The following is a 13,526-nucleotide window of genomic DNA, read 5'->3' on the forward strand; positions in this document are numbered from 1 at the left end:
CTGTTTCCCCTCCTAAATCTCCGTTATGTAAGGGTTTTCCTGTAGGCCGCTCCTTGACGGTGGTGTGGGCGCATTCCTATAGTGTGCATAAGTGGCGAAAAGTGGCATGAAGTGGGTTTTTTAGACGTAAAACGCTAATATTTGGAGATGCGACCAGTGTTTCGCGGAGCCAACGCAATCAGTCTCGATGCCAAGGGCCGACTCGCAATGCCGAGCCGGTACCGTGACGAGCTGATTTCGAGGAGCGCCGGGCAACTGATCGTGACCATTGATGCGGTCGATCCCTGCTTATGTGTGTACCCGCTGGATGAGTGGGAACTGATTGAAACCAAACTTCGGGCGTTGCCTTCATTGCGTGAAGAAAACCGCCGTTTGCAACGTCTGTTGATTGGTAACGCCGTCGACCTTGAACTCGATGGCAGTGGTCGTTTTCTGGTACCGCCCCGCTTGCGTGAATATGCCCGACTGGACAAGCGCGCAATGCTGGTGGGCCAGCTGAACAAGTTTCAACTGTGGGACGAGGATGCCTGGGAAGCGGTTTCTGCCGCCGACCTTGCAGCCATTCAACAACCGGGCGCGATGCCTGACGAACTGCGTGATTTAATTCTGTGACTATAGATAGCGGCTTCAACCACATCACCGTACTGCTCGACGAAGCCGTAGAGGCTCTCGCCGTACGCCCTGATGGATGCTATCTGGATGGCACCTTCGGTCGCGGCGGACATAGCCGCCTGATACTCCAGAAGCTCGGCCCTGAGGGGCGTCTGCTCGGGTTTGATAAAGATCCACAAGCGATTGCCACCGGGCAAGCGCTGGCGGCCGAAGACGGCCGCTTTGTCATTGTGCAGCGCAGTTTTGCCGAGATGGGATCCGAAATTGCCGAGCGCGGCCTGGCTGGCAAGGTCGATGGCGTGCTGCTCGACCTGGGCGTGTCTTCGCCCCAGCTGGACGACCCGGAACGTGGCTTCAGCTTTATGAACGACGGCCCCCTGGACATGCGCATGGACCCGGACCGCGGCATCAGTGCGGCCGAGTTCGTCAATACGGCGTCCCAGGAAGAAATCGCCCGCGTGTTCAAGGAATACGGCGAAGAGCGTTTCTCCGGGCGCATGGCGCGCGCGGTTGTCGAGCGTCGCGACATCAAGCCGTTCGAGCGCACTGGCGATCTGGCAGAAGTCCTGAAAGTGGCCAACCCGGCCTGGGAAAAGGGCAAGCACCCGGCAACCCGTACTTTCCAGGGCCTGCGCATTCATGTGAACAACGAACTGGGTGATCTTGAGGCGGGTCTTGAAGCTGCCCTTGAGTCCCTGGCGATCGGCGGCCGCCTGGTCGTGATCAGCTTCCACTCGCTGGAAGACCGCATCGTCAAACTGTTCATGCGCAAACTGGTCAAGGGCGAACCTGACAACCTGCCACGCGGCTTGCCCGTGCAGCACGTTGCCTTTGTTCCGAAAATCAAGATTCATGGCAAGGCACAGACCGCGTCTGAAGCCGAACTCAAAGCCAATCCGCGCTCGCGCAGCGCTGTCATGCGCGTCGCGGAGAAGCTTCGTTGAACAAGCTCTTCGCCAAACCACTTCCCGGCGGAAGTTTTTTCATGCTGCTGTTGTTTATTGGCGTGCTGGTTTCGGCTGTGGGCGTGTCCTACAGCGCCCACTGGAATCGCCAGTTGCTCAACACCCTGTACGGGGAACTGAGCGTGCGTGACAAGGCGCAGGCCGAATGGGGCCGGTTGATTCTCGAACAGAGCACCTGGACTGCCCATAGCCGTATCGAAACCCTGGCGAGCGAACAACTGAAAATGCGCATTCCGGGCGCAGCAGAAGTTCGAATGGTGGCGCCATGATCAAACTCGAAGGCGCGCTCTATCCGTGGCGTTTTCGTGTGGTGCTGGCCTTGCTGGCACTGCTGGTAGGCGCAATCGCGTGCCAGATCGTTTATCTGCAAGTGATCGACCATGACTTCCTCAAGGGCCAGGGCGATGCGCGCAGCTTGCGGCATATCCCTATCCCTGCTCACCGAGGCCTGATTACCGACCGTAATGGCGAGCCATTGGCCGTGAGTACGCCGGTAACCACCCTGTGGGCCAATGCCAAGGAAATGCAGGTTGCCAAAGACCGTTGGCCTGCATTGGCGCACGCGCTTGGGCAAGACCCCAAGGTGCTCACTGCGCGCCTGGAGCAGCAAGCCAATAAAGAGTTTATCTACCTGGTCCGGGGCCTGACCCCTGAGCAGGGCCAGGTTGTGCTCGACCTCAAGGTGCCGGGCGTATATGGCATTGAAGAGTTCCGTCGTTTCTACCCGGCGGGCGAAGTGACCGCGCACATGGTTGGCTTCACCGATATCGACGACAAGGGTCGTGAAGGCGTCGAACTGGCCTATGACGAGTGGCTGGCCGGTGTTCCGGGCAAGCGACAGGTCATCAAGGACCGACGCGGGCGTCTGATCAAAGACGTGCAAGTGACCAAAAACGCCAAGGCAGGGAAGACCTTGGCGTTATCGATTGACCTGCGCCTGCAATACCTGGCCAACCGCGAGTTGCGCAATGCGCTGGTCGAGAACGGCGCCAAGGCCGGCAGCCTGGTGATCATGGATGTGAAGACCGGCGAGATTCTGGCGATGGTCAACCAGCCCACCTATAACCCCAACAACCGTCGCAACCTGCAACCGGCGATGATGCGCAACCGCGCCATGATCGACGTGTTCGAGCCGGGTTCCACGGTCAAGCCGATCTCCATGAGTGCGGCCCTGGAAACCGGGCGCTGGAAGCCTACCGACAAGGTCGAGGTCTACCCGGGCACCTTGCAGCTGGGCAAGTACACCATTCGTGACGTATCGCGCACCGAAGGTCCGGTCCTCGACCTGACCGGCATCCTGATCAACTCCAGTAACGTGGGCATGAGCAAGGTGGCCTTCGATATCGGTGGCGAAGCGATTTTCCGCCAGATGGCCAAGATGGGCCTGGGCCAGGACACCGGCCTGGGCTTCCCGGGCGAGCGTGTGGGCAATCTGCCCAACTACCGTGAATGGCGCAAGGCGGAAACCGCGACCCTGTCTTATGGCTATGGCGTTTCCGTAACCGCTATCCAGTTGGTCCACGCCTTCTCGGCCCTGGCCAACAACGGCAAGCTGGCACCGCTGACCCTGCTCAAGACGGACAAGGACAAACCGGTTCAGGCCGCTCAAGTGATGCCTGAGCAAGTTGCCAAAACGGTCCAGAGCATGCTCCAGGAAGTCATTGAAAACCCGCGGGGTGTATGGCGTGCCAAGGTGCCGGCGTATCACGTCGGCGGCAAGTCGGGTACGGCGCGTAAAACCTCTTCCGGCGGCGTCAAAGGCTACGCAGTGAACTCCTACCGTTCGCTGTTTGCCGGCTTTGGCCCCATGAGCGACCCGCGCTACGCGATCGTCGTGGTCATTGATGAGCCGAGCAAGGCGGGCTACTTCGGTGGTCTGGTATCGGCGCCGGTATTTAGCAAAGTCATGTCCGGCACCCTGCGTTTGATGAACGTGATCCCGGATAACCTGCCAACGGCAGCGGAGCAACAAGCAGCGGCAGCCGCTGCAGCAGCCAAAGGAGGGCGCGGCTAATGTCCCTGAGCCTGAACAAGATTTTTCCGCACGCCGGTCACGATCTGCTGATTCGTGAACTGAGCCTCGACAGCCGCACTGTACGCGCAGGTGATTTGTTCCTTGCGGTGCCCGGCGGCAAGCTCGATGGTCGTGAACATATTGCCGATGCGCTCAAGCGCGGTGCGGCTGCCGTGGCGTATGAAGTGGACGGCGCTGATGTGCTGCCCATCTCTGCCGTGCCGCTGATTCCGGTCAAAGGCCTGGCGGCGCAGCTGTCAGATATCGCCGGGCGCTTTTATGGTGAGCCCAGCCGTCATTTGAATCTGGTGGGGGTCACTGGCACCAACGGCAAAACCAGCGTTACCCAACTGGTGGCCCAGGCGCTCGACCTGCTGGGTCAGCACTGCGGCATCGTTGGCACCCTGGGCACCGGGTTCTATGGCGCGCTGCAAAGCGGTCGTCACACCACGCCGGACCCGATTGCCGTACAAGCCATGCTGGCCGACCTGAAAAAGGCCGGGGCCAAAGCGGTGGCGATGGAGGTTTCCTCCCACGGTTTGCATCAGGGCCGTGTCAGTGCCCTGGCATTCGACGTTGCCGTGCTGACCAACCTGTCCCGCGATCATCTGGACTACCACGGCACGATGGAGGCTTACGCCGCCGCCAAGGCCAAGCTGTTTGCCTGGCCGGACCTGCGTTGCCGCGTGCTCAACCTTGATGATGAATTCGGTCGTCAGCTGGCCGGCGAAAAGCACGATTCGCGCCTGATCAGCTACAGCCTTGAAGACGCCAGCGCGACCCTGTACTGCCGTGATGCGACCTTTGACGACGACGGCGTGCGCGCCACTGTGGTCACGGCGCAAGGCGAGCATTTGTTGCGCAGCTCCCTGCTGGGGCGTTTCAACCTGAGCAACGTATTGGCTGCCGTTGGCGCCTTGCTGGGGCTGGACTACCCGCTGGATGAAATTCTCAAAGTGCTGCCCAAGCTGGAAGGTCCGGTCGGGCGCATGCAGCGTTTGGGCGGCGGCGACAAACCGCTGGTGGTGGTCGACTACGCCCACACCCCGGATGCCCTGGAAAAAGTACTGCTGGCCCTGCGCCCGCATGCCAAAGGTCAGTTGCTGTGCCTGTTCGGCTGCGGCGGCGACCGCGATCGCGGCAAGCGCCCGCTGATGGCGCAAGTGGTCGAGCGTTTGGCTGACGGTGTGCTGGTCACTGATGACAACCCGCGCAGCGAAGCACCGGGGCAAATTTTCGATGACATCCGTGAAGGTTTTGTCGCGCCGCAGGACGTCACGTTTGTTGCGGGCCGTGGTGATGCCATTGCTCAACTGATCGCCGGTTCCAGCGCCGATGACGTGATTGTGCTGGCCGGTAAAGGTCACGAGGACTATCAGGAAATCAATGGCGAGCGCCATGATTTCTCTGATCTGGTCGAAGCCGAAAAAGCCCTGAACGCCTGGGAGGCCGCCCATGCTTAAGCCTCTGTTGCTAAGTGAAGTGGCCGCAGCCCTGCAAGGGCGTGTGGTCGAGGCCGACTGCCGGTTCAATGGCGTCAGCATCGACAGCCGGGCGATCACCAAGGGTCAGCTGTTTATCGCACTGACCGGGCCGCGCTTCGACGGTCACGATTATCTGAATGAAGTGGCCGCCAAGGGCGCCGTTGCGGCCCTGGTCGAGCGCGAAGTGCCGGAATCAACGCTGCCACAGCTGGTGGTTGCGGATACCCGCGAGGCACTGGGGCGCCTGGGTGCGCTCAATCGTGCCGGCTACGACAAGCCGGTCGCAGCCATCACCGGTTCCAGCGGCAAGACCACGGTTAAAGAAATGCTCGCCTGCATCCTGCGCACCCGTGGCCCGGTGCTGGCGACCAAAGGCAACCTGAACAACGATCTGGGCGTGCCATTGACGCTGCTCGAACTGACCGCCGAGCATACGGCTGCGGTCATTGAGCTGGGTGCTTCGCGGGTCGGCGAAATTGCCTATACCGTGGCCATGACCCAGCCCCATGTGGCCGTGCTCAACAATGCCGGCACTGCCCATGTGGGCGAGTTCGGTGGCCCGGACAAAATTGTCGAGGCCAAAGGCGAAATTATCGAAGGGCTGAAGGCCGACGGCATCGCTGTCCTGAACCTGGATGACAAGGCATTCGCCATCTGGAACAACCGGGCTGCGGGGCGCAAGGTGCTGAGCTTTGCCCTGAGCAACCCTCAAGCCGACTTTTATGCCAGCGACCTGAGCCGTGACGCTCGCGGCTGCCCGGGCTTCACCTTGCACAGCCCGTTGGGTAGCGAGCGGGTACAACTTAACTTGCTGGGCACCCATAACGTGGCCAATGCACTGGCCGCCGCGGCCGCTGCTCATGCCCTGGGCGTGTCGCTGTTTGGCATCAAAACCGGCCTTGAAGCGGTGTTGCCGGTCAAGGGCCGTGCCGTTGCGCAAGTGACCGCAAGCGGCCTGCGAATTATTGATGACACTTACAACGCAAACCCCACCTCAATGTGTGCTGCCGTTGATATACTCGCCGCCTTTTCCGGCCGCACCGTCCTGGTGCTCGGAGATATTGGCGAACTGGGTGAGTGGGCGGAGCAAGGACATCGTGAAGTAGGCGCTTATGCCGCCGACAAAGTTTCAGCGCTCTATGCGGTGGGACCCATGATGGCTCATGCCGTCACTGCTTTTGGACACCAGGCTCGTCACTTCGCCAATCAGGCTGACCTGATCAAGGCGCTTCGCGCTGAGCACGAAACAAACACCACTATTTTGATCAAGGGCTCGCGTAGCGCTGCGATGGAAAACGTCGTTGCGGCTCTGTGCGGTTCCAGCGGGGAGAAACATTAATGCTGCTGCTGCTAGCGGAGTATCTGCAACAGTTCTACAAAGGCTTCGCGGTCTTCCAGTACCTGTCCCTGCGCGGGATTCTCGGGGTGCTGACCGCGTTGACCTTGTCGCTGTGCCTGGGGCCGTGGATGATCCGCACCCTGCAAAACCGTCAGATCGGCCAGTCGGTACGTAATGACGGCCCGCAATCGCACCTGTCCAAATCCGGCACCCCGACCATGGGCGGCGCGCTGATTCTGTCGGCCATCGCCATCAGCACGCTGTTGTGGGCTGACCTGAGCAACCGTTATGTGTGGGTCGTGCTGATCGTGACCCTGCTGTTCGGCGCTATCGGCTGGGTTGACGACTACCGCAAGGTCATCGAGAAAAACTCCCGTGGCCTGCCGAGCCGCTGGAAGTATTTCTGGCAGTCGGTCTTCGGCCTGGGTGCAGCGATCTTCTTGTACGTCACGGCGCCAAGCGCGGTGGAAACCACCCTGATCCTGCCCATCCTCAAGGATGCCAGCATCCCGCTGGGTATCGGCTTTGTGGTACTCACCTACTTTGTGATCGTGGGTTCGAGCAACGCGGTCAACCTGACTGACGGCCTCGACGGCCTGGCGATCATGCCCACTGTAATGGTGGGCGGCGCGCTGGGGATCTTCTGCTACCTGTCGGGCAACGTGAAATTTGCTGATTACCTGCTGATCCCGTATGTCCCGGGCGCGGGTGAGTTGATCGTGTTCTGCGGCGCATTGATTGGCGCCGGCCTCGGCTTTTTGTGGTTCAACACCTACCCCGCACAAGTGTTTATGGGTGACGTCGGCGCACTGGCGCTGGGCGCAGCCCTGGGCACCATCGCCGTGATCGTGCGTCAGGAAATCGTGCTGTTCATCATGGGCGGTGTGTTCGTGATGGAAACCCTGTCCGTGGTGATCCAGGTAGCGTCTTTCAAGTTGACCGGCAAGCGGGTGTTCCGCATGGCGCCGATTCACCACCACTTTGAACTCAAGGGCTGGCCTGAGCCGCGCGTGATTGTCCGTTTCTGGATTATCACCGTGATCCTCGTGCTGGTTGGCCTTGCCACACTGAAGCTGAGGTAGAACCTGTGTCTCTGATCGCTTCTGACCACTTCCGCATCGTTGTCGGCCTCGGCAAGAGCGGCATGTCCCTGGTGCGCTTCCTGGCGCAGCGGGGCGTGTCGTTTGCCGTGGCAGACACGCGGGAAAACCCGCCGGAGCTGGCCACGCTGCGCCGTGACTACCCGCAAGTGGAAGTGCGTTGTGGCGAGCTGGATGTCGACTTCCTGTGCCGCGCCGACGAGCTTTACGTGAGCCCCGGCCTGGCCCTGGCGACACCGGCCCTACAAGCCGCAGCGGCGCGTGGCGTGAAGCTGTCGGGCGACATCGACCTGTTCGCGCGTAACGCGAAAGCACCCATCGTGGCAATCAGCGGTTCCAATGCCAAAAGCACCGTGACTACCCTGGTCGGCGAAATGGCCGCGGCAGCCGGCAAGCGCGTGGCCGTCGGTGGCAACCTCGGCACGCCGGCGCTGGACCTGCTCAGCGATGAGATCGAGCTGTACGTCATGGAGCTGTCGAGCTTCCAGCTGGAGACCACCAACCAGCTGGGCGCTGAAGTGGCCACCGTGCTCAACGTCAGCGAAGACCACATGGACCGCTACAGCGGCCTGCCTGCGTATCACCTGGCCAAGCACCGGATTTTCCGTGGCGCCCGCCAGGTGGTGGTTAACCGCCAGGATGCCCTGACCCGTCCGCTGATGAGCGAAGGTCAGCCGTGCTGGACCTTCGGCCTGAGCGCGCCGGACTTCAAGGCCTTTGGCCTGCGCGAAGAAAACGGCGAGAAATACCTCGCCTTTGAATTCCAGAACCTGATGCCTGTGCGCGAGCTGAAGGTGCGTGGCGCCCACAACCAGGCCAATGCCCTGGCGGCGCTGGCGCTGGGGCATGCGGTGGGTCTGCCATTCGACGCCATGCTTGCCAGCCTGCGCAATTTCACTGGCCTTGAGCACCGCTGCCAGTGGGTGCGCGAGCTTGACGGCGTGAGCTACTACAACGATTCAAAAGCCACCAACGTCGGTGCCGCGCTGGCCGCTATCGAAGGGCTGGGCATGGACATGGACGGCAAGCTGGTGCTGATCGCCGGCGGTGACGGCAAGGGCGCCGATTTCAGCGGCCTGCATGATTCCGTGGCCAAGTACTGCCGCGCCGTGGTGCTGATGGGCCGTGACGCCGGCCTGATCGCCGACGCCCTGGGCGACACCGTGCCGCAAGTGCGCGTTGCATCGCTGGACGAAGCCATCGCGCAAAGCCGCACCCTGGCCCAACCGGGTGATGCGGTGTTGCTGTCGCCGGCCTGCGCCAGTTTTGACATGTTCAAGAACTACGAAGAGCGCGGCCAGTTGTTCGCCCGCGCCGTGGAGGTGCTGGCATGATGTTCGGCATCCTCAAGCCTTATCCCTCGCCGCTGGTGACAGGCCGTGGCATCGACCTCGACTTCCCGTTGCTGGCCGGTTGCCTGGCCTTGCTCGGCCTGGGCCTGGTAATGATCACCTCGGCATCGTCCGAAGTTGCCGCGCTGCAGTCGGGCAACACCCTGTACCACATGATCCGCCACCTGTTTTACATCGTCCTCGGCCTGGGCGCGTGCATCATGACCATGATGGTGCCGATCGCGACCTGGCAACGCATGGGCTTCATGTTGCTGATCGGTGCATTCGGCTTGCTGGTGGCGGTACTGATCCCGGGCATTGGCCGTGAGGTAAACGGCTCGATGCGCTGGATCGGTTTCAGCTTCTTCAACGTGCAGCCTTCAGAAATCGCCAAGGTCTTTGTGGTGATCTACCTCGCGGGGTATCTGGTACGCCAGCAAAAGGAAGTGCGCGAAAGCTGGATGGGCTTTTTCAAGCCATTTATCGTGCTGCTGCCGATGGCCGGCCTGCTGCTGATGGAACCCGACTTCGGTGCCACCGTAGTAATGATGGGCGCTGCGGCTGCCATGTTGTTCCTCGGCGGTGTGGGCCTGTTCCGCTTCGCCCTGATGGTGGCGCTGGCAGTGGGCGCGGTGTTTGTGCTGGTTCAGGCACAACCGTACCGGATGGCCCGTCTGATCACCTTTACCGACCCCTGGTCCGACCAGTTCGGCTCCGGCTACCAGTTGACCCAGGCCCTGATCGCCTTCGGTCGCGGCGAGTGGTTTGGTGTCGGCCTGGGCAACAGCGTACAGAAGCAGTTCTACCTGCCTGAAGCGCACACCGACTTCGTGTTCTCGGTACTGGCCGAAGAGCTGGGTGTGGTCGGTTCGCTGCTCACCGTGGCGCTGTTTGTGTTCGTGTGTGTACGCGGCATGTATATCGGCATGTGGGCCGAACGCGCCAAACAGTATTTCTCGGCTTATATGGCCTACGGCCTGTCGTTCCTGTGGATCGGCCAGTTCCTGATCAATATCGGGGTAAACGTCGGCTTGCTGCCCACCAAGGGCCTGACCCTGCCGTTCCTCAGTTATGGCGGCAGCTCGCTGGTGATTTGCTGCGTGTGTATGGGCTTGTTGCTGCGCATCGAGTGGGAGAGCCGTACCCACCTGGGCAGTGAAGAGACCGATTTCAAAGAAAGCGACTTCGCAGAGGAGCCGACCCATGGGCGCTAATGTGCTGATCATGGCGGGCGGCACCGGTGGCCACGTGTTCCCGGCGCTGGCCTGCGCCCGCGAATTCGAAGCCCGTGGCTACACCGTGCACTGGCTCGGTACGCCCCGAGGCATCGAGAACGAACTGGTCGAGCCGGCCGGTTTCAAACTGCACCTGATCAACGTGGCGGGCTTGCGTGGCAAGAGCAAGCTGTCGTTGCTCAAAGCGCCGTTCGTGCTGCTCAAGGCGCTGTTCCAGGCGCGCAAGATCATTCGCCAGCTCAAGCCGGTCTGCGTGCTCGGGTTTGGTGGTTACGTGACCGGGCCTGGCGGGCTGGCGGCGAAAACCTGTGGCGTGCCGGTGATCATTCACGAGCAGAACGCGGTTGCCGGTACGGCCAACCGTTTGCTGGTGCCGATGACCAGCCGTGTGTGCGAAGCCTTCCCGGGCACTTTTGCGGCCTCGGACACGCTGCGCAGCACCGGCAACCCGGTACGCCCCGAGCTGTTTACCCTGGCGCCACGCGCGCCGCTCGAAGGGCGCAAGGCGCGCCTGCTGGTGCTGGGCGGCAGCCTGGGCGCCGAGCCGCTGAACAAGTTGTTGCCTGAAGCCCTAGCCCTGGTGCCGGCGGACATTCGCCCTGAAGTGTTCCATCAGGCCGGCAAGCAACATGACCAGATCACCGCCGAGCGCTATGCCGCGGTCGGCGTCGAGGCTGACGTACAGCCTTTTATCAAGGATATGGCCCACGCCTATGGCTGGGCCGACCTGGTGGTTTGTCGCGCAGGCGCGCTGACCGTCAGTGAACTGGCTGCGGCCGGTCTGCCATCGCTGCTGGTGCCATTGCCCCACGCGATTGATGACCATCAGAGCCGTAACGCCGACTTTTTGGCACGCGAGGGCGCCGCCTTCCTGATGCCACAAGCGACAACTGGCGCAGCCGAACTGGCTGCACGCCTGACAGAGGTTTTGATGCAACCGGAACGACTCAACAGCATGGCGGCCAATGCCCGCCGCCTGGCCAAACCCGATGCGACCCGCAACGTTGTAGATATCTGCCTGGAGGTGGCCAATGGTTGAGAATCAAAAAGCTATGCCACAACCGGAAATGCGCCGTATCCGTCGCATCCACTTCGTCGGTATCGGCGGCGTGGGCATGTGCGGTATCGCCGAGGTGTTGCTCAACCTGGGCTATGAAGTGTCAGGTTCGGACCTGAATGCATCGCCGGTGACCGAGCGCCTTGAATCGTTCGGTGCGCACATCTTTATCGGCCACCGTGCCGAGAACGCCGCCAACGCCGATGTACTGGTGGTGTCGAGCGCAGTGAACACCTCCAACCCCGAAGTGGCCAATGCCCTGGAACGTCGTATTCCAGTGGTGCCACGCGCCGAGATGCTGGCCGAGCTGATGCGCTACCGCCACGGCATCGCCGTTGCCGGCACCCACGGCAAAACCACCACCACCAGCCTGTTGGCTTCGGTGTTCGCCGCTGGTGGCCTGGACCCGACGTTCGTGATCGGTGGCCGGCTGAATGCAGCAGGCACCAATGCACAGCTGGGCACCAGCCGCTACCTGATTGCCGAAGCAGATGAGAGCGATGCCAGCTTCCTGCACCTGCAGCCGATGGTTGCGGTGGTCACCAATATCGATGCCGACCATATGGCGACCTACGAAGGCGACTTCAACAAACTGAAGAAGACCTTTGTCGAGTTCCTGCACAACCTGCCGTTCTACGGTCTGGCCGTGCTGTGCCTGGATGACCCGGTGGTGCGTGAAATCCTGCCGCTGGTCAAGCGCCCCACCGTGACCTACGGCTTCAGCGAAAACGCTGACGTGCGTGCAATCAATGTGCGCCAGCAGGGCATGCAAACCTTCTTCACCGTGTTGCGCCCGGATCGCGAGCCGCTGGATGTATCGGTCAACATGCCGGGCAACCACAACGTGCTCAATGCCCTGGCCACCATCTGCATTGCTTCCGATGAAGGCATCAGTGATGAAGCCATCGTTCAGGGCCTGTCGGGCTTTGAGGGTGTGGGCCGACGCTTCCAGGTTTATGGCGAGCTGCCCGTTGAGGGCGGCAGCGTGATGCTGGTCGACGACTACGGTCACCACCCGACCGAAGTCGCGGCCGTGATCAAGGCCGTGCGCGGTGGCTGGCCTGAGCGCCGCCTGGTGATGGTGTACCAGCCGCACCGTTTCAGCCGTACTCGTGACCTGTACGACGATTTCGTCCAGGTGTTGGCCGACGCCAACGTCCTGCTGTTGATGGAAGTCTACCCGGCTGGCGAAGAGCCAATCCCGGGTGCCGACAGCCGCCAGCTGTGCCACAGCATCCGCCAGCGCGGTCAGTTGGACCCGATCTACATCGAGCGCGGCGTTGAGCTGGCGCCGATCGTCAAGCCGCTGCTGCGTGCTGGCGACATTCTGTTGTGCCAAGGGGCGGGCGATATCGGCCGTCTGGCACCACAACTTATCAAGAGCCCGCTGTTCGCTGGCGCTGTTGCCGCTACCAGTGAAGGAACGTTGAAATGACTGCTGCCTACGCCAATCTGTTCTCGACCATTGCCCCTGCCGATTTTGGCCGCGTGGCCGTGCTGTTCGGCGGCAAAAGCGCTGAGCGTGAAGTCTCGCTGAAGTCGGGCAACGCCGTGCTGGGCGCGCTGCAAAGCGCCGGTGTGGATGCGTTCGGCATCGACGTGGGTGATGACTTCATCACCCGCATCACCAGCGAAAAAATCGACCGTGCATTTATCATCCTGCACGGCCGTGGCGGCGAAGACGGCAGCATGCAAGGCCTGCTGGAATGCCTGGGCATTCCTTACACCGGCAGCGGCATCCTCGCTTCGGCGCTGGCGATGGACAAGTTGCGCACCAAACAGGTGTGGCACAGCCTGGGTATTCCAACGCCACGTCACGCAGTGCTGAGCAGCGAAGCCGATTGTATTTCTGCGGCCAAGGAACTGAGCTTCCCTTTGATCGTCAAACCGGCTCATGAAGGTTCAAGTATCGGTATGGCCAAAGTGAGTAACGTGGACGAGTTGATCGTCGCGTGGGCCGATGCCAGCAAGTACGACTCGCAAGTGTTGGTTGAGCAGTGGATCACCGGTCCCGAGTTCACCATCGCCACCCTGCGTGACCAGGTATTGCCGCCGATTGCCCTGGGCACGCCCCACAGCTTTTACGACTACGACGCCAAGTACGTGGCCAACGATACCCAGTATCGGATCCCGTGCGGCCTCGACAGTGCCAAGGAACAAGAGCTCATGGACCTCACGGCGAAAGCCTGCGAGGCGATCGGCATTGCCGGTTGGGGCCGTCTGGACGTGATGCAGGACACCGCAGGCCAGTTCTGGCTGCTGGAAGTCAACACCGCGCCGGGCATGACCGATCACAGCCTGGTGCCGATGGCGGCCAAGGCGGCGGGTCTGGATTTCCAACAGCTGGTGCTGTCGATTCTGGCGGCAAGTCTAGAGGCGCGGGGTTAAG

The 13,526-nt window shown here is 61.5% G+C and carries 12 protein-coding genes; all 12 read left to right on the forward strand.

The genetic code is table 11. The annotated features are described in order from the left end of the window. Positions 1-156 precede the first annotated feature (156 nt). The 12 genes from mraZ to BFC21_RS22845 are packed head-to-tail and all read left to right on the forward strand — an operon-like array spanning position 157 to position 13,525. Complete coding sequence (mraZ, locus tag BFC21_RS22790; protein WP_016779521.1) at positions 157-612, forward strand: division/cell wall cluster transcriptional repressor MraZ; 456 nt, start codon at positions 157-159, stop codon at positions 610-612. Beyond that, entirely contained in the window at positions 609-1,556 is a 948-nt protein-coding gene (gene rsmH / locus BFC21_RS22795; RefSeq protein ID WP_016779522.1) for a 16S rRNA (cytosine(1402)-N(4))-methyltransferase RsmH, read from the forward strand. Before mraZ ends, rsmH begins: the two co-directional genes overlap by 4 nt. Then, positions 1,553-1,846 carry a cell division protein FtsL gene (ftsL, locus tag BFC21_RS22800; protein ID WP_019823808.1) on the forward strand — a complete coding sequence of 98 codons (294 nt, stop codon included), beginning with the start codon at positions 1,553-1,555 and terminating at the stop codon, positions 1,844-1,846. Before rsmH ends, ftsL begins: the two co-directional genes overlap by 4 nt. Further along, positions 1,843-3,591, forward strand: coding sequence for a penicillin-binding protein 2 (locus BFC21_RS22805; protein ID WP_088379003.1), 1,749 nt, complete (start codon positions 1,843-1,845; stop codon positions 3,589-3,591). The genes ftsL and BFC21_RS22805 overlap by 4 nt, the downstream gene beginning before the upstream one ends. After that, positions 3,591-5,054, forward strand: a complete 1,464-nt coding sequence (locus BFC21_RS22810; RefSeq protein WP_088379004.1) for a UDP-N-acetylmuramoyl-L-alanyl-D-glutamate--2,6-diaminopimelate ligase — start codon at positions 3,591-3,593, stop codon at positions 5,052-5,054. The genes BFC21_RS22805 and BFC21_RS22810 overlap by 1 nt, the downstream gene beginning before the upstream one ends. Next, positions 5,047-6,414, forward strand: a complete 1,368-nt coding sequence (gene murF, locus BFC21_RS22815; RefSeq protein WP_088379005.1) for a UDP-N-acetylmuramoyl-tripeptide--D-alanyl-D-alanine ligase — start codon at positions 5,047-5,049, stop codon at positions 6,412-6,414. Before BFC21_RS22810 ends, murF begins: the two co-directional genes overlap by 8 nt. Continuing rightward, positions 6,414-7,496: a phospho-N-acetylmuramoyl-pentapeptide-transferase gene (mraY, locus tag BFC21_RS22820; RefSeq protein WP_083369779.1), complete on the forward strand. Its 1,083-nt coding sequence runs from the start codon at positions 6,414-6,416 to the stop codon at positions 7,494-7,496. The genes murF and mraY overlap by 1 nt, the downstream gene beginning before the upstream one ends. Before the next feature lie 5 nt (positions 7,497-7,501). Further along, on the forward strand, positions 7,502-8,848 hold the full coding sequence (gene murD / locus BFC21_RS22825) for a UDP-N-acetylmuramoyl-L-alanine--D-glutamate ligase (protein ID WP_120266508.1): 1,347 nt from the start codon (positions 7,502-7,504) through the stop codon (positions 8,846-8,848). Beyond that, positions 8,845-10,059 carry a putative lipid II flippase FtsW gene (ftsW, locus tag BFC21_RS22830; protein WP_088379007.1) on the forward strand — a complete coding sequence of 405 codons (1,215 nt, stop codon included), beginning with the start codon at positions 8,845-8,847 and terminating at the stop codon, positions 10,057-10,059. Before murD ends, ftsW begins: the two co-directional genes overlap by 4 nt. Next, complete coding sequence (gene murG / locus BFC21_RS22835) at positions 10,049-11,119, forward strand: undecaprenyldiphospho-muramoylpentapeptide beta-N-acetylglucosaminyltransferase (RefSeq protein WP_088379008.1); 1,071 nt, start codon at positions 10,049-10,051, stop codon at positions 11,117-11,119. Before ftsW ends, murG begins: the two co-directional genes overlap by 11 nt. After that, positions 11,112-12,572 carry a UDP-N-acetylmuramate--L-alanine ligase gene (murC, locus tag BFC21_RS22840; protein WP_088379009.1) on the forward strand — a complete coding sequence of 487 codons (1,461 nt, stop codon included), beginning with the start codon at positions 11,112-11,114 and terminating at the stop codon, positions 12,570-12,572. Before murG ends, murC begins: the two co-directional genes overlap by 8 nt. Beyond that, positions 12,569-13,525, forward strand: coding sequence for a D-alanine--D-alanine ligase (locus BFC21_RS22845; RefSeq protein ID WP_088379010.1), 957 nt, complete (start codon positions 12,569-12,571; stop codon positions 13,523-13,525). Before murC ends, BFC21_RS22845 begins: the two co-directional genes overlap by 4 nt. The last annotated feature ends 1 nt before the right edge of the window (position 13,526 follow it).

This window comes from Pseudomonas sp. TMW 2.1634, assembly GCF_001703595.1.
Lineage (GTDB): Bacteria > Pseudomonadota > Gammaproteobacteria > Pseudomonadales > Pseudomonadaceae > Aquipseudomonas > Aquipseudomonas fragi.